The following is an 18,882-nucleotide window of genomic DNA, read 5'->3' as shown; positions in this document are numbered from 1 at the left end:
CCTATAATTCTGAACCTAAACCAATATAAAATTGCACGTTTTTGCTGTTGTCTTTATCTCGAATTGGGGTGGCAATATCCAGTTTTACCGCGCCGATAGGTGATGCCCAGCGTACGCCCATTCCCGCACCGTAGCGCAGTTCTTCTAAATCGAAACTGTTCGCCGCAAGCCCTGTGTCGGCAAAGGTGGCGAGCCACCAGTTTTCATAAACTTGGTATTGATATTCCAATGTTCCCGTGGCAAGACGGGTTGCACCCACCAATTTGCCCTCGGCATTTTTTGGTGAGATTTTTTTATAGCCGTAACCGCGCACGCTACGATCGCCCCCGGCAAAGAAACGAAGTGCGGGCGGAATTCTCTCTAAATTTTTGGTCTGTAACCAACCGATCTCACCACGCACTAAGAAACGGTGATTATCGGCAAAGGTGCGAATCCACGCGCTGGACGCTTGTACTTTGAAGAAATTCGCATCAGAAAGCCAGATTTTATGCCCAAAATCCACGGTTAAACGCTGTGCATCGCCCCAAGTTGGGAATAATCCCCCTTTTAGGCGGGTTCGGCTGATGGAGGCGGTAGGATAAACCAGCCAAGTGCGATCAGAGTGATTCGCTTGGGTGAAGGAATCATAACGCACACGCAACCCAAGTGCGTGCTGCCAGCCTGATACGCGATTCCAATAACGCAACGCCGCAAAGGTGCCTGATGAAGTTTCCGTGTCGTTAGTTTTTTCCCGTTCGTAACCGGTGGAAAATTCATAATAATAACGCAGTGGATTTTTCAACAGTGGCATTTTATACACCGCTTCCACCGTTTGTTTTGGCGCAGAGGCGTAAAGATTAAAGCGGAAACTATGCCCACGGCTGTTGATCCAAGGCTTTGTCCAACCCCATTGAAAGCGCGGGCCGACATCGGTGGAATAACCTATCCCCACGTCCATTGCATTTTTTTTACGCGGCGTGAGTAGCACATCAACATTAACGATTTTATTTTCTTCATCAAGGTTAGGCTGTACTAACACCGAACTAAACCAGTTGGTAGAGGTGTAATCGTTGGTAAAACTGGAAAGATCATTGATGAGATAAGGTTGTCCTTCTTCAATTTCCATCATATTACGCAAATAATCTTCACGAATTTGCGAGCGTTGAAAGGTGAATTTGCCGAAGCGATAGCGTTCGCCGCTATCAAAGGTGATTTTCCACCAGCCTTGATAAGTGGAAGGGCGCACTAATAATTGGGAAACATCAAAATCTGCATCAAAATAACCGCGTGCCAGAGCAAGGGATTGCAGATCGCTTTTGTAATCTTCGTATTTGGAGTGATAAAGCAATTCGCCAAGTTTAGGCAGTTTTTTATCTAGCGCTTTGAAGGCTTCATCGTCTTTTGCTTGGCCCAGAATTTGAATATCCATTCCTGTGAGCAAAACAGGTTTGCCAGCATTGACATCAGCGATGAGTACAGGGCGTTTGCCCCCTTTGGCAGGTTGCAGGCGGAAATCAATTTTAATGTTGTAATAGCCGTAAACACGCAAGGCTTTTTTGATGGCTTCACTCACAATATATTGATAGCGATCTGAGCCGTCCGCTTCTTCAGGATCGATCATCTTGGTGTAAATATCCACATTTTCAATGGCTTTTACTCCTTTTACCCCAATGACTTTGAGATCCACGGTATGTTCGGCATAACTATTGATACTGCTTAAACTCCAAGCGGTAAGTAGGCTTGCATAAAGCAATAAATGGCGTTTTTTTTGTTGCAATAATTTCATACTGTTCCCATTTCGCTGAACCTTGGTTCAAATAAAGTGCGGTGCTTTTTTTCGTTATTTTTATGAATGTAATAAATGGCGTTTGCGAATGCCTAAAAGCAATAATGTGCCGCCATAAATCAATGCTGCAAGGGCAATAAGCCAAGCCAGCCAGTGAATGCGAGTGATAAATGTCATTTGTTGCCAGCTTTCTAATGTTGGGCAATAGTGCCAAATCACAGCGCCCATTGCTAGCCCTGCTATCAAAACTTTGACAAAAAACACTGCACTTTGTTTACTAAAATGATAAATATTTGCCTGCGCCAGCCCACGGTAGAGCAAATAGGCGTTTAAGGTGGCAGACATCGCCGAAGCAATGGCAAGCCCCACATAGCTAAACGGAATGGCAAGCAGGTTAAATGCCATATTGCTCACCATTGCGATAATGCCGATTTTCACGGGAGTTTTGGTGTCTTGGCGGGCATAGTAACCATTGGCGAGAATTTTAATCAGCATAAAGCTCAACAGCCCCGCATTAAAGGCAAGCAGGGAATAGGAAGCAGCTTGCACATCAGAAAAGAGGAATTGACCCCGCATAAATAGCACTAACAACATCGGTTGGGCAAGCACGCCGATGCCGATCATCGCTGGCACGCCGAGTAATAAAATCATTCGCACGCCCCAATCCATTGTGTTGCGAAAATCCACCGCACTTTGTTCGGCATTATCTGTGCGATTAACGTGATGGCGTGCCAGTGTTGGTAAGATCACGGTAGAAATGGCGATACCAAATAAGCCAAGGGGAAATTCGAGCAAACGGTCAGAATAATAAAGCCAGCTGATCGAGCCTGTCATCAAGAAACTGGCAATAAAGGTATCCAGCAGTAAATTGATTTGGCTCACGGAAACTCCGAATAAGGCAGGGATCATCAGCGTGCGGATTTTTTTTACCCCTGCATCATTCCACGCCCATTTTGGTTTCACCAACAAGCCAGCTTGCTTTAAGAAAGGCAACTGAAATAAAAATTGCAACAAACCGCCAATAAAGATCCCAATAGCAAGGGCAAGATCAGGGCTTGATGTGTAGGGCGCAAGAAAAAGTGCGGTGCAAATCATCGCAATATTGAGTAACACAGGCGAAAATGCCATCACACCAAATTTGCCGAGCGTGTTTAAAATCGCCCCAGACAGCGCAACAAAGGTAATAAACCATAAATAAGGAAAGGTGATTTTGAGTAACAGCGAGGCTTGTTCAAACTTCACGCCGTTTACCCCATCATTAAGCCAATCAATAAACCAGCCCGTACCGAAAATGGCGGCAACCACAGGGGAGAAAATCATCGCAAAGACAGTAACGATAGTGACTAATCCGCCTAATGTCCCGGAAACTTTGCTGATAAATTGCTGGGTTTTGTTGAGATCGCCGGCTTTTTGGTATTCTGCCAAAACGGGTACAAAGGCTTGAGAAAATGCGCCTTCAGCAAATAAACGGCGTAAAAAATTAGGAATACGGTTGGCAAACAAGAACACATCAGCACTTAACCCCGCGCCGATGATTTGTGCGATAATCACATCGCGCACCAGTCCAAGTACGCGCGATAATAAAGTCATTGCACTGACAATAATGCCAGATTTTAATAATCGTTTACTCAAAATAGCTTTCTCATCAAGAAAAATTTGGCTTAATTGTATAGAAATTTTGTTTTTAAGCTATATTCTAGGCAAAAAAACTGATAAAATTCGCCCACATCGTTTGGGTGGGCTACATTGAAAGCCGCATTTTCAGCGAACGATGCAGACTTTCGGTTGTGTCTCACCGAGTAATCAAGCTAAATTTTGCTAATTGTTTATTGACAATTATGGAACGGAAAGGCATAGTTTACGCCTTTATTTATCTCATAAACTAACAGAAATTTTTAGGAGTTTGACCTTGGCTAATATCAAGTCAGCTAAAAAACGCGCGGTTCAATCAGAAAAACGCCGCCAACACAATGCAAGCCAACGCTCTATGATGCGTACTTACATTAAAAAAGTTTACGCCGCTGTAGCAGCAGGTGAAAAAGCTGTGGCTGAAGCCGCTTTCGTAGAAATGCAAAAAGTTGTGGATCGTATGGCATCTAAAGGCTTAATCCACAAAAACAAAGCAGCGAACCACAAATCTAAATTATCTGCTCAAATCAAAAAATTAGCGTAATTTCAGATTAAAAAATTCAGAAAAATAAAACCGCACTTTAAAAGTGCGGTTTTTTTATGATTTATTTTTAAATCGTCTGCGTCTGCTGTGATAGGTTAAACGACTGGCTGTTTGAGGTTGTTTCTTTTTAACAGGCTGGGAAAGCTCAAGTTGTTTGTGTTTCACTCGGCGATAACGGCTTAAAAAATAATGAATGGAGCTGGCAAATAATGTTCCCGTAAGAAACACGATAATGATCTCACCGTAAAGACGGTTAAAAATCAGATTGATTTTACTTTGCGTGGTTTGTCCATACTTATTATTAAAGGTTACGCGCAAAAAACCTTCCACGCCGTCAGAAGAATAAATTGGTTCAACAATTTGTTGATTGATGATTTCTTTTGCCACGGGCTGATCAAGCCCTAATTGAAGACGTAATAATGAAGCATTGGAACTTTGTGCTAACAGCTCACCTCGATTAGAATAAACCGATGCATCAAGGATAAAATCCTCTTTCACAAAATTATCTAAGTTTTCTGTCAACTGTTCTGATTTTGCATTATTAATCAATAACATTGAAAATAAATTGGCTTGCTGACGCACTAATAAATGGGAAAGATTCGTTACTTGATTGACACTGGCTAATTGTGATCCCAGTTTAAATTGTTGCACACCGAATAAAATCACGCCCATTATGCCAAGGCAAAATAAGATTATGATAACAATCATCGTGATTTTCAGTGCTTTTTCTTTGATGAGTTGCACGTTATTTTCCCCAAGATTTCGCAAAATAGGCTAGAATAAGGCGTTATTTTAGTCTATTTATGCGTTCACGGCACAATAAATCGTAAAAATGCCGATAATTTACAGGATTTTCTATGCAAACACAAAATCTCAAGCAATTACAACAACAGTATCCAAGCCTGCCTTGCCCACTGCAGCAGATGCAATCCCTTGCCGCAGGACAGGATTATTTTTTGCTTTATGGCGAAAGCTTAGATTTGGCCAAATTGCAGCTATTTCAGCAAAAGTGCGGTGAAAATTTCACGCTTTTTGACTATTGGATTGAAGCCCGCAACCTTGCGGTGCTGTTGCAAGGCAATTGGCAAGCACAGTGGCAAGAATATGCTCATCAATTAGAAGTGGATATTGCGCTGCTCAATTTTTCCGCTCGTTTGCAGAAAAAAGGCTTGCTAGTGATGGATATGGATTCCACTGCCATTCAAATTGAATGTATTGATGAAATTGCGAAATTGGCTGGCACAGGTGAGTTGGTGTCTGAAATCACCGAGCAAGCCATGCGCGGAGAGTTAGATTTTGAGCAAAGCCTGCGCCGCCGCGTGGCAACCCTAAAAGGCGCGCCGGAAAATATCTTGCAACAAGTGCGAGAAAAATTGCCGCTGACTTCAGGTTTAGTGGAAACCATTCAAGGCTTGCAGAAATACGGCTGGCGAACCGCCATTGCGTCAGGTGGGTTTACTTATTTTGCGGATTATTTAAAAGCAGAATTAGGGCTTGATGCGGCGGTTTCCAATCAATTTGAGATTGTGGACGGCATTTTGACTGGTGAAGTACAAGGTGCGGTGGTGGACGCGCAATATAAAGCGAATACGTTGCGTCAATTGAGCGAACAATATCATATTCCAATGGAAAACACCGTTGCCATTGGTGATGGCGCCAATGATTTGCCAATGATGAAAGTCGCTAATCTCGGTGTGGCATTCCACGCCAAGCCGAAAGTGCAACAACAGGCACAAATTGTGGTAAACTTTGCCGACTTAACCGCACTATTATGTATTTTAGGTGCGAATGACCGAATAATGAAAAACGAGGAGTAATTATGCCTTCATTTGATATTGTTTCTGAATTAGACGCGCACGAAGTGCGTAACGCCGTGGAAAATGCCAACCGTGATTTAGCTAACCGTTGGGATTTCCGCAACGTGCCTTCTTCTATCGAATTAAACGAAAAAAACGAAACCATTAAAGTGGCCAGTGAGTCCGATTTCCAAGTGGAACAGCTGGTGGATATTTTGCGTAATGCGTGCATTAAGCGTGGTATTGATTCTGCGTCATTGGATATTCCAACAGAATATGAACACAGCGGTAAAACCTTCAGCAAAGAAATTAAGCTGAAACAAGGTATCGAAACGGATATGGCGAAAAGACTTACCAAGTTGATCAAAGAATCCAAACTCAAAGTGCAAACTCAAATTCAAGGGGATCAAGTGCGCGTAACAGGAAAATCCCGTGATGACTTGCAAGCGGTGATCCAACTGGTGAAAAATGCGGAATTAGGGCAGCCGTTCCAGTTTAATAATTTTAGAGATTAACCAATACCTTATCTAAAGCGGCAAATTAGCCGCTTTTTTTATAGAGAACGTTTATAGACTTCGCCAAAATATTTCGTTTGCGAACCAAAAAGTTTATATATCTGTGCTAAAAATAGTTCTCCTGTGGCGATGGCGTCAATTAAGGCGTTATGGTTGATGTAATCAGGCAAGCTATAATTTTTGCGAATAGTCGCGAGCTGATAATTGGGGCTGACATTTGTATGTGGCGACATAAAAGATCGCTCAATTTTTAATGTGTCTAGCCAAATGAGGGGAAAATGCGTGATCTGATAGCGGGTGGCAAGATAATGCTGAATAAAACGCTTTTCAATATTGGCTCCGTGGGCAATGACAATTCGTCCAGCCATTAGGCTAAAAAGTTTGTGCATCGCCTCATCGAGTTGTTCGGCACCATTGAGCATTTGCGGCAAAATATGATTAACTACGACCGTTTCAGGATTGACTTGAGGTTCATCAATAAATAAATGCCAAGCTTGGGAGAGATCTAAGCGGAGGTGATCAATTGGCAGTGCTGCAATACTTAAAATATTGTCGATCATTGAATTAAGCCCAGTGGTTTCAAAATCGATCACAAGGTAAGCGAGTTTTTCAAGTTCATCTTCAATATTAGGGCAAGGAAATTGGAGTAAAGGCTGTAAAATAGCAGGGCAATCTTTGTGCATTAAATATTGTTGCCGTGTGTGTTGCAATTTGCTGAGAGGGTGAAAACGCTGAAAAAATTGAGAAAATCCTTTCATCGCATCATTCCTCTTTGTGAAAAGCGAAGCTGGGCGGCTTCTTGGAATTGTGCAATTAAACGGAATACATCTTTTAAATGCTGCCGTTCAAAGGTGGTGAGCTCACTGGGATCAATATGATTGCTGATCGGCTGCTGATTTTGCAGAGAAATTCGTTGATATTTAAAACGAATATCACACACGCATTCGTAAGCGCCTAGCGCATTATCTAGCGTGGTTTTGTCAATCAAGGCTAATTCTTGGCAGCGAATAAAACGTTGCTCCCTAGAAAGTGCATTGGAAATTCCCGCCGCCAAGGCGTAGATACGCCCAAGATCAACCAGTAAACTAATAGCACGTTTTTTTAAATTGAGTTTATTTTTATTTTCCCCTTCTTTAATCAGAACAAAATTACGGAAAATGCTCAAAGGTGGGGTGATTTTCGTTGAATTTGCGACTAAAAATGATAAAAAACGTTTATTATTCTTTACTAATTCTGTAATGTGATCTTGTAATTGTTCAACTAAATTCGTTTCACCATAAAGTGCACGCATATCCATTAACACGCTGGTATTTAATAGGCTCTCTAATTCAGGAGTACGAACCCATTGATTAAAATTTTCCTTCCATTGCGTTAATGAAATGCACCATTTGGGGTTTGAGGCCATAAAGTTTCCCGAACAATAAGCATAACCGCACAAATCTAAGCCTCGACTAACAAACTCGGCAAGTTGAGCAAAATAGGCTTGTTCCGTTTCATTGAGCGATCGCTCGGTAATAATGAAATTATCCTGATCTGATAATAAGTGCATTTCATAACGAGCCTGAGAGCCAGATACCCCCCACGCATAAGCACAAGGTGGTTTGCCAAATTGATGCTCTGCCATCATCAATAATTTTCGGTTAAAGGCATCTGCGATTAAGGTCATCACTTTCATAATGGTGTTATAAGGCGTGCCGTTTTGCATAAGCGCGATAAACAAGGTTTTTTGTTGCTGCGCTACTTCAATCAGTAAGGGTAACGTATTAGCTTGAAAAATGCGATTAATGATAAAAATTGATTGAATACTGTTATATCTCACCAAATCGGTTGCGGTTAAAATCCCTAAAATTTGCTGATCGATGACAATAGGTAAACTGCGAATATTGTGTTGCATCATCAAAGACACCGCATCAAGAATTAAGTCGGAAGGCGCAATCGTTGGAGGATTTGGAGTCATAATTTGGCGAATAGATTGATGAATATCTAACCCCATAGCGACCACTTTTTTAGTCATATCTCGATCATTGACGATCCCGATTAATTTTCCATTTTCCAGCACTAAGGCGGAAGAACGGCGCTGCTTTTGCATTTCTTGCGCTGTTTGTTGAATGGTGCTGTTTACATCAACAAGGGCGACTTTAGGGTTAGCTACTTCAATAGCTTTTTTCATAAAAATATTATCATCATTCTTGAGATTTGCACTGCGCGCAATACTAGTTAATCTTGTGCTAGTTCGGGGAGAAAAGTAAGCAGCATACTCAGGATATTCTTGCAATATTTTACTTAAGCAAGGATAGGGAATTTGATAAATCAAACTATTTTCTAAAGCATAAGCACAATATTTTTCTTTTTCGTGCGGTGAAAAAATACTGAAACCGAAAATATCCCCTTGTTCTAACTTAGCCCGCAGTTCACCGTCTTGATGAATTTGTTCAACTTCACCAATACGAATAATGTAAAGAAAATCTACCGCACTTTGTTCGTCAATTACCGCTTCCCCTTTAGGGATATAACGAATCATAATCTGACTTGCTATGCGTTGTACCAAAGAAGAAGGGAGCTGATTAAAAGGGAAAAGTGTCGCAATAAAAAGCTCAATATTCGGAATGAGAGATGTATCCATTTATTCCACCTTTTTGAAGATCGGCTAGGGTTTAGTATAACTTTATCTTTACGGAATGAAAGCCTAAAAAGCAAAGTGCGGTCATTTTTCTTGGCGTTTTTCCTGAAAATCGTTAAACTATGCCGACTTTTTTAGCAAAGGAATAATGAATTTATGGCATTACTTGATGTGTTGATTTACCCCGATGAGCGCCTTAAAACGGTGGCGCAGCCGGTGGAAAAATTTGATGAAGAATTACACACTTTGATTGATAATATGTTTGAAACAATGTATCACGAGCAGGGCATTGGCTTGGCAGCAACCCAAGTTGATGTACATCGCCGTTTGATTGTGATCGACATTGAAGGTACGAAAGAAAATCAAATTGTGCTAATTAACCCTGAAATTATCGAAAGTTCTGGCGAAACAGGCATTGAAGAAGGCTGTTTGTCTTTGCCCGGAATGAATGGCTTTGTACCGCGTAAAGAAAAGCTAACCGTGCGTGCCTTGGACAAAAATGGTAAAGATTTTTTACTTAACGCTGATGGCTTATTAGCGATCTGTATCCAACACGAAATTGATCACTTAAATGGCATTGTCTTTGCGGATTATCTTTCTCCGCTTAAGCGTCAGCGTATGAAAGACAAACTCACTAAGTTGAAAAAACAGCTACAAAAAGCCTAATTTTTACCATTAGAAAGAAAACCTGCGTTTAAGCAGGTTTTTTATGAGAAAAATTTACGAAAAAAACACCGCACTTTATTTTAGGGGCTTTTCCTTTTGGGCGGCGTAGGCCGCCCCTTTAGCGAGCATTCGCAGTTGTAAAATCACCCGTTCTTTAAGCAACTCACGTTCTTCCTTATTCATATCCAACGCATTCGCACCAGCGGTGAACACAAGTGTAACAATGCCCTCTGCTTGAATATAAGCAATGTGGCGGGAATAGCCATTGCGTTCGGCAATATATTCTGCCAGTTCGTCAATAAAATGCTTAATTTCCCGTGCGGCGGCAGTACGGAACGCGTGCGATGTGCCGGAGCTTTCACGCAATAATAGGCGGAAAACATTGGTGCTGTGGGTGATAAATTCAAAAAACGTATTCACTGAGATCACGATAACGCTACCGCCATTTTCCAACCGTTTGCGTGCTTGGCGCATTAATTGGCGCAGCATTAGGCCGGCTTCGTCCACCATTTCTAAGCCGAGTTCGTCCATATCACGAAAATGGCGATAAAAGGAGGTAGGCGCGATGCCCGCTTCTCTTGCCACTTCACGTAAGCTCAGATTGGAAAAACTTTTCTCCGCACTGAGCTGATTAAACGCTGCACTGATCAACGCGCGTCTGGTTTTTTCTTTTTGAATTGCACGAACGCCTGCCATTTTGCCCTCTTATTTTTGTTGAAGGATCGGGGTGATGATATTGCTAATGGTGTTTGCCACCCGTTCATAACGCATTCTTAATGGAGAACCAGGGCGGTAAATTAGTGCCACGGTGCGTGAGGGTTCTGGCACACAAGGGAGGTATTTTACCCCTGTGCGATTGCCTTCGTTTAACACCGCAAGCTCTGGCATTAAGGTTATTCCTGCGTTGGCGGAAACCATATTGCGTAAGGTTTCAAGGCTGGTGGCTTGGAAATGGGGATTTTCCTTTGCCCCAGCGGTGAAACAATAGCCCAGCGCTTGATCGCGCAAGCAATGGCCGTCATCAAGCATTAGCATTTCACAGCCTTTGAGTTTGTCCATTGGAATACTGTTCTCTTTTGCCCAAGGATGCTCTTGGGAAATCGCAAGCAACATTTTTTCTTTAAATAATGGCACTTCAATAAAGGCTTCGGTTTCTGGCACGGTGGCAAGAATAGCGCAATCTAAACGTCCACTTTCCAATTGCTCTAACAGTTGATGAGTTTGCGCTTCATATAAAAATAGCTCTAAATCAGGAAAAGCTTGTTTTAGCGCAGGCATAATATAAGGCAGCAGATAAGGCCCAAGGGTTGGGATCATTCCAATATGCAATGGCCCAGTCATTTCTTTACCTTGATTGCTTGCCATTTCTTTGAGTAATTTTACTTCACGCAACACGGTGCGAGCTTGATCCACGAGTAATAATCCCGATTGGGTAAACAGCACTTTACGGCTGGTGCGTTCTAATAAAATAATGCCCAGTTCGTCTTCCAGTTTGCGAATTTGTCCACTTAAGGTAGGCTGGCTAACGTGGCACGCATCGGCGGCACGGCGGAAATGCTTGTGTTCAGCCAGTGCGACTAAATATTCTAAATCTCGGATATTCATTATTTCCTCTCATTATAGAAAGAATCAATTAAAAGGATAGGTATTAATCGTTTGTAACTATATCACGATTTTCACTATAATTCACCCCGTCAATAAGAAATCATTATTTTAATCGCAATAGGAGAAAGATTATGACAGCAACAATGGAAGGAAAAAAAGTTCCTCAAGTAACATTCCATACTCGTCAAGGCGATCAATGGGTTGATGTAACCACTTCAGAGTTATTTGATAACAAAACGGTTGTGTTATTTTCATTACCAGGTGCATTTACCCCAACTTGTTCATCAACACACTTACCACGTTATAACGAATTAGCGTGCGAATTCAAAGCCTTAGGTGTGGATGATATTATCTGTTTATCTGTAAATGACACTTTCGTAATGAACGCGTGGAAAGCAGATCAAGAAGCAGAAAACATCACAGTAATCCCAGATGGTAACGGTGAATTTACTGAAGGTATAGGTATGCTTGTTGATAAAGATGACCTTGGCTTTGGTAAACGTTCTTGGCGTTATTCAATGCTTGTGCGCAACGGTGTGGTGGAAAAAATGTTCATCGAGCCAAACGAGCCGGGCGATCCGTTCAAAGTGTCTGATGCAGATACAATGATCAAATATTTAAAACCTGATTGGCAAGCAAAACCTTCAGTGTCTATCTTCACTAAACCGGGTTGCCCATTCTGTGCAAAAGCAAAAGGTTTATTAAAAGTGAAAGGTTACACCTTTGAAGAAATCGTATTAGGCCGCGATGCAAGCACCATCTCTGTGCGTGCGATCACGGGTAAAACCAGCGTGCCACAAGTATTCATCGGTGGGGAGTACATCGGTGGAAGCGAAGATTTAGAAAAATACTTCGCAAACCAAAACTAACTCCATAGCATAAATTAGAAACTTCCTATAAAAACCTTTGGCTAATCCTTGTGATTAGCCTTTTTTATGCCGTTAATAATGCGGCGGCGGGGTTTCTTCTGCTTGGCTTGCAATGTTAGACGGTTGTAAATCTTTTAACTTCGCGGCTAAATGACGCAGTTGCAACTGCATTTTCTCTAGCATAAATTGTTGTTCCACCAAGGCTTGGTTTAATTCTTCAATGGCGTGTTCTTGGAATGCCACTTTTGTTTCTAATTCGGCAATTTGTTTTGCTTGCTCAAGTTGAATTTGCATAAATAATCCTTGGGTCTGTTGATAATTCATTATACATTTGAGCTGGAGGCTATTTTTTGTGAGAATAAGGCGAATGTGGTGAAATTTAGTTATTCTAAACGAGCCACATTCAACGCAGTTATCACGAAAAATAGCCCCAGCCCTTCGGGTTAGGTTTAAAATTAGCGCACTCTTTGTTGCACTTCTCATTAAGAGAGCCACTCTTAGTTTCGAAGTGCGCCGCGATTGCGCTAATTTTAAACGATAACTCAAATGTACAATGAATTATCAATAGACCCTAAATAATGGTTGTTAAATTGCTCAAGACAATTTAACCTATCAAACATTCCGACTCATTATAAAGGATGATAAACAATGTTAAAAATTCAAAAATTCTCTCTTATCACACTTGCATTAAATGCGGTGGTTTCTGGCTCAGTTTTTGCTGATCAAGCAGCGGATAAAAAATTCAATGATGAAGCCTCTTATGTGGTGGGGTATGCCACAGGAAAACAATTCCTTGAAACCTTAATCAACGATCAAAAAGATGTGATCAGTTACGACAAAGCCCGCGTATTACAAGGCGTGAACGATGCTTTAGAGGGCAAAGGGGATTTAACCGATCAACAAATCCAAGAAAAATTAAAAGCGATTGGCGACAAAGTGTATGAAGCGCGCCAAGCGAAAGTACAAGCCGAAAACGAAAAATTCACCGCGGACTTTATGAAAAAAGACGGCGCGAAAAAAACTGCGTCTGGCTTAATGTACCGCATTGAAAAAGCAGGTGAAGGTGCGGCAATCAAACCTGATGATATGGTCAAAGTGCATTACACAGGGAAATTAGCCGATGGCACCGTGTTTGATAGCTCCGTAGAACGTGGCCAGCCAGCAGAATTCAAATTAAATCAAGTGATTAAGGGCTGGACAGAAGGGCTTCAGTTAGTGAAAAAAGGCGGCAAAATTGCCCTGCTTATCCCTGCGGATTTAGCCTATGGAAAACAAGGCGCAGGCCCAATTCCACCTAACTCAACCCTTTATTTTGATGTGGAAGTATTAGACGTAACCCCTGAGAAAAAATAAGAAAAAAACCACCGCACTTTGTATCCATTGAAAGAAAAGTGCGGTGGATTTTTCCATCATTTTGAGATAAACCCAATGCTAACGGATAGACGCCCTTTTACTGATGAAGATCGTGCGATTTTAAATTCCTATATGGCGGTGGTGGACGGCGTAAGTGCATTAATCGGCAGTCATTGCGAAATCGTGCTACATTCTCTCGAAGATTTTGAACATTCTGCCATTTGCATTGCCAATGGGCATAACACCCACCGCAAAGTGGGATCACCAATCACCGATTTTGCCTTGAAATCGCTCAAAACAATGCAAACGGAGAATGTTTCCAAGCCTTATTTTACCCGCGCAAAAGGCACGGCATTGATGAAATCCGTCACCATCGCCATTCGCAATCAAGAAAAACGCATTATTGGTTTGCTGTGCATTAACATTAATTTAGATGTGCCGGTAACCCAATTTATCCAAGCCCTTATGCCGCCTGCGGAGCAACAATCTGCTTCTGAAGTGAATTTCGCCAGCTCGGTGGAAGAACTGGTTAGCCAAACCATCGAACAAACGGTGCAAGAAATCACCGCCGATCGCTTGGTGGCAAACAATAATAAAAATCGCCAAATTGTGCTCTCGCTCTATGAAAAAGGGATTTTTGACATCAAAGATGCCATCAACCTAGTGGCGGAGCGGCTAGATATTTCACGCCATACGGTGTATTTGTATATTCGCCAAATCAAGCAAGACGAGATGAAATAATGCGCTATGTGATTGCGGTAAAACAGCCAGTTTATGGCTCGCAAGGGGCATTTTTAGCCTATCAACTCGCCCACGCCTTGCTTGAAAAAGGGCATCAAATCAGCCAAGTTTTTTTTATGCAAAATGGTGTAAGTAACGGCAACGGTTTTGCGTATCCTGCCAATGATGAATTTAATTTACAACAACATTGGCAAGCCTTGAGTGAACAGCACCATATCCCTTTGCATCTTTGCATTGCGGCTTCACAACGCCGTGGCGTGGTGGATGCTTTAACGAGCAAAGATAAACAGCAAAATAATCTGGCAGAAGGCTTTGTGTTAGCAGGATTGGGCGAGTTTAGCCAAGCTGTGCTGCAAGCAGATCGAGTGATAACCCTATGATTAAACTGGCTTTTGTGTTTACCCAACCACCTTATGGCACGGCCGCTAGCCGCGAGGGCTTAGATGCGCTCCTTGCTGCCACCGCCTTTTGTGATGAAAGTGAAATTGCGGTGTTTTTCCTTGATGACGGGGTTTTCAATCTCATTGCCAATCAACAAAGCGAAAGAATCTTGCAGAAAAATGTCAGCCAGCCTTTCAAATTACTGGAATTATACGACATCGAACAGCGTTACCTGTGCCAACAATCCGTACAAGCCTTACATCTTGAAAAAGCAAATTGGCTATTGGATTGCGAAATATTGCCCCGTGCGGCGTTAATGGAAAAATTACAACAAGCAGAAAAAGTACTGACTTTTTAGCGTGCTTTTTCATTCTTTTTGCAGGAAATGATGATGCTTTACACCTTCGCCAAAGCTGATTACGACAGCCAAACCCTCACTCGCTATTTTGCCCATTTTACTGAACAAGATTGCCTTGTGCTATGGCAAGACGGCGTGCTACTTCCCTTCAAACACCAAGAACTTTTCACCCAACTCACCGCGCCTTGCTATGCGCTAGAGAACGACATCTACGCCAGAAATCTACAAGAAATCGCACCGCACTTTGTTAATTGCGATGAAAATAATGAAAGCAAAGTGCGGTTGATTTCTCTGCAAGATTTTGTGGCACTGACCGAGCGGTATTTCCCGCAGGTGGGGTTGTAAGCAAATTAATAATCAGACAAAGACTTTGTCCTTTGCCTGTTCTATGACTTGACATTCTTAGTGTCCAAGATTAAAATTCGACGTCTATCTATTCTAAGATAGAACAAAAAGTAAACATTCTTTTATGAATAACAACTATTAAACTGGAGCTTTTTTAATGGCAACTATCAACCAATTAGTACGCAAACCGCGTGTGAAAAAGGTTGTAAAAAGCAACGTTCCTGCATTAGAGGCTTGCCCGCAGAAACGTGGCGTGTGTACTCGCGTGTACACAACTACACCTAAAAAACCGAACTCAGCATTACGTAAAGTGTGCCGTATTCGTTTAACAAATGGTTACGAAGTAACTTCTTATATCGGCGGTGAAGGTCATAACCTTCAAGAGCACAGCGTTGTGCTTATCCGTGGCGGTCGTGTTAAAGATTTACCGGGTGTGCGTTATCACACTGTGCGTGGTGCATTAGACTGTGCCGGCGTTAAAGATCGTAAACAAGGTCGTTCTAAATACGGCGTTAAACGTCCTAAAGCTTAATGGTTCTCCGTTAAGTAAGGCCAAACGCTAATTAAATTAAATAATTATCATAAACTCCAGTAAACGTAAGATCTCTTACACAAAGAGTTTTGGATAATCCTGAAGATTAAAAAACGGAGAAATTGCAATGCCACGTCGTCGTCGTATTGAACCACGCAAAATTCTTCCAGATCCAAAGTTCGGATCAGAATTACTTGCGAAATTTATTAATGTATTAATGGTAGATGGTAAAAAATCTATCGCAGAATCAATCGTTTATGGTGCGTTAGAAACTTTAGCTCAACGTACAGGTAAAGAAGCTTTAGAAGCATTTGAAATCGCACTAGAAAACGTACGTCCAACCGTTGAGGTTAAATCTCGCCGTGTTGGTGGTTCTACTTATCAAGTGCCAGTTGAAGTGCGCCCAGCTCGTCGTAACGCATTAGGTATGCGTTGGATCGTTGAAGCAGCACGTAAACGTGGTGATAAATCAATGGCTTTACGTTTAGCAAATGAATTATCTGATGCATCAGAAAACAAAGGTGCAGCAGTGAAAAAACGTGAAGACGTTCACCGTATGGCTGAAGCTAACAAAGCGTTTGCTCATTACCGTTGGTAATCAGTTAATCAAACGATTTTTAGGCTTCATCACATTTTGCTATGCGGTGAAGCCTTATCCATATTTAAAATTTTAATTTATTGAATTCCAAACAAGGAAATAATAATGGCTCGTGTAACTCCTATTGAGCGCTATCGTAATATCGGTATTAGTGCTCACATTGATGCTGGTAAAACAACAACCACAGAGCGTATTCTATTCTATACAGGTGTTAGTCACAAAATTGGTGAGGTGCATGATGGTGCAGCTACCATGGACTGGATGGAACAAGAACAAGAGCGTGGTATTACCATTACTTCTGCGGCAACAACGGCTTTCTGGTCTGGTATGTCTCAGCAATATCCACAACACCGTATCAACGTTATCGATACTCCGGGACACGTTGACTTTACTATCGAAGTAGAACGTTCAATGCGTGTTCTTGATGGTGCGGTAATGGTTTACTGTGCAGTAGGTGGGGTTCAACCTCAGTCTGAAACTGTATGGCGTCAAGCAAACAAATATAAAGTACCTCGTATCGCGTTCGTAAACAAAATGGACCGTACTGGTGCAAACTTCCTACGCGTTGTTGAGCAAATCAAAACTCGCTTAGGTGGTAATGCTGTTCCTTTACAACTTCCAATCGGTGCAGAAGAAAACTTCAAAGGTGTGGTTGACTTAATCAAAATGAAAGCAATCAACTGGAATGAAGCGGATCAAGGTATGACATTTACCTATGATGATATTCCTGCAGATATGGTTGAATTATGTGAAGAATGGCACCAAAACCTTGTTGAAGCAGCAGCAGAGGCTTCAGAAGAGTTAATGGAAAAATACCTAGGCGGTGAAGAGCTTACTGAAGAAGAAATCAAAGGTGCGTTACGTCAACGTGCGTTAGATACTGAAATCATTCTTGTAACTTGTGGCTCAGCGTTCAAAAACAAAGGTGTTCAAGCAATGCTTGATGCGGTAATCGACTACTTACCAGCACCAACAGACATCGCTTCAATCAAAGGGATCAACCCTGATGAAACTGAAGGTGAGCGTCACGCAGATGATAATGAACCATTTGCAGCACTTGCATTCAAAATTGCAACTGACCCATTCGTAGGTAACTTAACCTTCTTCCGTGTATATTCTGGTGTGGTTGAGTCTGGTGCGACAGTATTGAACTCTGTAAAAGATAAACGTGAGCGTTTTGGTCGTATCGTTCAAATGCACGCAAACAAACGTGAAGAGATCAAAGAAGTTCGTGCGGGCGACATCGCAGCGGCAATCGGCTTAAAAGATGTTGGTACAGGTGATACATTATGTGCAGTTGATGCACCAATCATTCTTGAGCGTATGGAATTCCCTGAGCCAGTAATCTCTGTTGCGGTAGAACCAAAAACCAAAGCAGACCAAGAGAAAATGGGCTTGGCATTAGGTCGTCTTGCACAAGAAGACCCTTCATTCCGTGTTCACACTGATGAAGAATCAGGTGAAACCATCATTTCAGGTATGGGTGAGTTACACTTAGACATTATCGTTGACCGTATGAAACGTGAGTTTAAAGTGGAAGCGAATATCGGTAAACCACAAGTATCTTACCGTGAAACTATCCGTACTCGTGTGAACGATGTTGAAGGTAAACATGCAAAACAATCTGGTGGTCGCGGTCAATATGGTCACGTTGTTATCGACTTGTATCCATTAGATCCAGAAGGTCCAGGTTACGAATTTATCAACGAAATCAAAGGTGGTGTAATTCCTGGCGAATATATCCCTGCGGTTGATAAAGGTATCCAAGAGCAACTTAAATCTGGTCCATTAGCGGGTTATCCAGTGGTTGATATCGGTGTTCGTTTACACTTCGGTTCATACCACGATGTGGACTCATCTGAGTTAGCATTTAAACTTGCTGCATCATTAGCATTTAAAGCAGCGTTTAGCAAAGCAAACCCAGTATTACTTGAGCCAATTATGAAAGTGGAAGTTGAAACTCCACCAGAGTATGTGGGTGATGTAATTGGTGATTTAAGCCGTCGTCGCGCTATGGTAAATGGCCAAGAAGCAAGCGAATTTGTTGTTAAAATCAATGCAGAAGTTCCACTTTCTGAAATGTTTGGTTATGCAACAGATCTTCGCTCACAAACTCAAGGTCGTGCATCATACTCAATGGAACCATTGAAATATGCTGAAGCACCTGCAAGTGTTGCAGCAGCAGTTATTGAAGCACGTAAAAAATAATTGAAAATTAAACTCCGTAGTACAGCAATGTGCTACGGAACTTTACTTAAAGGAAACATCAAAAATGTCTAAAGAAAAATTTGAACGTACAAAACCGCACGTAAACGTGGGTACAATCGGCCACGTTGACCATGGTAAAACAACTTTAACAGCAGCAATCACCACAGTATTAGCAAAACACTACGGTGGTGCGGCACGCGCATTTGACCAAATTGATAACGCGCCAGAAGAAAAAGCACGTGGTATCACCATCAACACTTCACACGTTGAATACGATACTCCAACACGTCACTACGCACACGTTGACTGCCCAGGACACGCGGACTATGTTAAAAACATGATTACTGGTGCGGCGCA

Annotated in this window: 22 protein-coding genes; 14 read left to right on the top strand and 8 right to left on the bottom strand. The window is 41.9% G+C overall.

All coding sequences use genetic code 11. The features are described from left to right. Nucleotide 1: 1 nt before the first annotated feature. A complete protein-coding gene (gene tamA / locus ACNAV8_RS09745; protein ID WP_415777646.1) occupies nt 2-1,765 on the bottom strand; it encodes an autotransporter assembly complex protein TamA in 1,764 nt (587 codons plus the stop codon). Between the two features lie 60 nt (nt 1,766-1,825). Next, a complete protein-coding gene (murJ, locus tag ACNAV8_RS09740) occupies nt 1,826-3,397 on the bottom strand; it encodes a murein biosynthesis integral membrane protein MurJ (protein ID WP_415777645.1) in 1,572 nt (523 codons plus the stop codon). A gap of 277 nt (nt 3,398-3,674) precedes the next feature. On the opposite strand from murJ, the gene rpsT reads away from it, so the two are divergent. Continuing rightward, nucleotides 3,675-3,938: a 30S ribosomal protein S20 gene (rpsT, locus tag ACNAV8_RS09735; RefSeq protein ID WP_017805402.1), complete on the top strand. Its 264-nt coding sequence runs from the start codon at nt 3,675-3,677 to the stop codon at nt 3,936-3,938. 54 nt (nt 3,939-3,992) lie between these two features. Here the strand turns inward: rpsT and ACNAV8_RS09730 are convergent, their stop codons facing one another. Further along, nucleotides 3,993-4,682, bottom strand: a complete 690-nt coding sequence (locus tag ACNAV8_RS09730; RefSeq protein WP_103855415.1) for a YtjB family periplasmic protein — start codon at nt 4,680-4,682, stop codon at nt 3,993-3,995. A 113-nt stretch (nt 4,683-4,795) separates the two neighbouring features. Between ACNAV8_RS09730 and serB the strand changes: the two genes are divergently transcribed. Both serB and ACNAV8_RS09720 read left to right on the top strand, forming a co-directional pair. Continuing rightward, nucleotides 4,796-5,755 (top strand): phosphoserine phosphatase, encoded by a 960-nt coding sequence (serB, locus tag ACNAV8_RS09725; RefSeq protein ID WP_103855416.1) that lies wholly within the window; start codon nt 4,796-4,798, stop codon nt 5,753-5,755. 2 nt (nt 5,756-5,757) lie between these two features. Further along, nucleotides 5,758-6,249, top strand: coding sequence for a YajQ family cyclic di-GMP-binding protein (locus tag ACNAV8_RS09720; RefSeq protein ID WP_103855417.1), 492 nt, complete (start codon nt 5,758-5,760; stop codon nt 6,247-6,249). Between the two features lie 38 nt (nt 6,250-6,287). On the opposite strand, the gene ACNAV8_RS09715 is transcribed toward ACNAV8_RS09720, so the two are convergent. Further along, entirely contained in the window at nt 6,288-7,007 is a 720-nt protein-coding gene (locus tag ACNAV8_RS09715; protein ID WP_103855418.1) for a 3'-5' exonuclease, read from the bottom strand. Beyond that, a complete protein-coding gene (locus tag ACNAV8_RS09710; RefSeq protein ID WP_415777644.1) occupies nt 7,004-8,872 on the bottom strand; it encodes a DUF294 nucleotidyltransferase-like domain-containing protein in 1,869 nt (622 codons plus the stop codon). Before ACNAV8_RS09710 ends, ACNAV8_RS09715 begins: the two co-directional genes overlap by 4 nt. A 153-nt stretch (nt 8,873-9,025) precedes the next feature. On the opposite strand from ACNAV8_RS09710, the gene def reads away from it, so the two are divergent. Further along, nucleotides 9,026-9,535, top strand: coding sequence for a peptide deformylase (def, locus tag ACNAV8_RS09705; RefSeq protein ID WP_103853500.1), 510 nt, complete (start codon nt 9,026-9,028; stop codon nt 9,533-9,535). 75 nt (nt 9,536-9,610) lie between these two features. Here def and fabR read toward each other — a convergent pair whose 3' ends face one another. Both fabR and oxyR read right to left on the bottom strand, forming a co-directional pair. Next, nucleotides 9,611-10,231 (bottom strand): HTH-type transcriptional repressor FabR, encoded by a 621-nt coding sequence (gene fabR, locus ACNAV8_RS09700; protein WP_103853501.1) that lies wholly within the window; start codon nt 10,229-10,231, stop codon nt 9,611-9,613. A 9-nt stretch (nt 10,232-10,240) separates the two neighbouring features. After that, nucleotides 10,241-11,140 (bottom strand): DNA-binding transcriptional regulator OxyR, encoded by a 900-nt coding sequence (gene oxyR / locus ACNAV8_RS09695; RefSeq protein WP_103855421.1) that lies wholly within the window; start codon nt 11,138-11,140, stop codon nt 10,241-10,243. 131 nt (nt 11,141-11,271) lie between these two features. Between oxyR and ACNAV8_RS09690 the strand changes: the two genes are divergently transcribed. Continuing rightward, on the top strand, nt 11,272-12,009 hold the full coding sequence (locus tag ACNAV8_RS09690) for a glutathione peroxidase (RefSeq protein WP_415777643.1): 738 nt from the start codon (nt 11,272-11,274) through the stop codon (nt 12,007-12,009). A gap of 72 nt (nt 12,010-12,081) precedes the next feature. On the opposite strand, the gene ACNAV8_RS09685 is transcribed toward ACNAV8_RS09690, so the two are convergent. Beyond that, nucleotides 12,082-12,303: a SlyX family protein gene (locus ACNAV8_RS09685; protein WP_103853504.1), complete on the bottom strand. Its 222-nt coding sequence runs from the start codon at nt 12,301-12,303 to the stop codon at nt 12,082-12,084. Nucleotides 12,304-12,657: 354 nt separating this feature from the next. Here ACNAV8_RS09685 and ACNAV8_RS09680 point away from each other — a divergent pair, with 354 nt between their 5' ends. From ACNAV8_RS09680 to ACNAV8_RS09640, 9 genes are all read left to right on the top strand, one after another. Next, nucleotides 12,658-13,362 (top strand): FKBP-type peptidyl-prolyl cis-trans isomerase, encoded by a 705-nt coding sequence (locus ACNAV8_RS09680; RefSeq protein ID WP_415777642.1) that lies wholly within the window; start codon nt 12,658-12,660, stop codon nt 13,360-13,362. Nucleotides 13,363-13,437: 75 nt separating this feature from the next. Further along, a complete protein-coding gene (locus tag ACNAV8_RS09675) occupies nt 13,438-14,103 on the top strand; it encodes a helix-turn-helix transcriptional regulator (protein ID WP_415777641.1) in 666 nt (221 codons plus the stop codon). Next, complete coding sequence (gene tusD / locus ACNAV8_RS09670; protein ID WP_415777640.1) at nt 14,103-14,483, top strand: sulfurtransferase complex subunit TusD; 381 nt, start codon at nt 14,103-14,105, stop codon at nt 14,481-14,483. The genes ACNAV8_RS09675 and tusD overlap by 1 nt, the downstream gene beginning before the upstream one ends. Then, the gene (tusC, locus tag ACNAV8_RS09665; protein ID WP_103853507.1) at nt 14,480-14,842 is read left to right on the top strand and encodes a sulfurtransferase complex subunit TusC; all 363 of its coding nucleotides are present in this window, start codon (nt 14,480-14,482) and stop codon (nt 14,840-14,842) included. The genes tusD and tusC overlap by 4 nt, the downstream gene beginning before the upstream one ends. A gap of 33 nt (nt 14,843-14,875) precedes the next feature. Next, on the top strand, nt 14,876-15,187 hold the full coding sequence (locus tag ACNAV8_RS09660) for a DsrH/TusB family sulfur relay protein (RefSeq protein WP_103854848.1): 312 nt from the start codon (nt 14,876-14,878) through the stop codon (nt 15,185-15,187). A 157-nt stretch (nt 15,188-15,344) separates the two neighbouring features. Continuing rightward, nucleotides 15,345-15,719, top strand: a complete 375-nt coding sequence (gene rpsL / locus ACNAV8_RS09655) for a 30S ribosomal protein S12 (protein WP_013745731.1) — start codon at nt 15,345-15,347, stop codon at nt 15,717-15,719. A 127-nt stretch (nt 15,720-15,846) separates the two neighbouring features. Further along, nucleotides 15,847-16,317: a 30S ribosomal protein S7 gene (gene rpsG / locus ACNAV8_RS09650; protein WP_103853509.1), complete on the top strand. Its 471-nt coding sequence runs from the start codon at nt 15,847-15,849 to the stop codon at nt 16,315-16,317. A 105-nt stretch (nt 16,318-16,422) separates the two neighbouring features. Then, entirely contained in the window at nt 16,423-18,525 is a 2,103-nt protein-coding gene (fusA, locus tag ACNAV8_RS09645) for an elongation factor G (protein ID WP_103854847.1), read from the top strand. 64 nt (nt 18,526-18,589) lie between these two features. Beyond that, nucleotides 18,590-18,882 (top strand): GTP-binding protein (locus ACNAV8_RS09640; RefSeq protein ID WP_415777639.1); only part of this gene is annotated, 293 nt, incomplete at its 3' end.

The organism is Avibacterium endocarditidis, assembly GCF_965138825.1.
Classification (GTDB): Bacteria; Pseudomonadota; Gammaproteobacteria; order Enterobacterales; family Pasteurellaceae; genus Avibacterium; species Avibacterium endocarditidis.
This window is presented reverse-complemented; position numbering and strand designations above follow the sequence as displayed.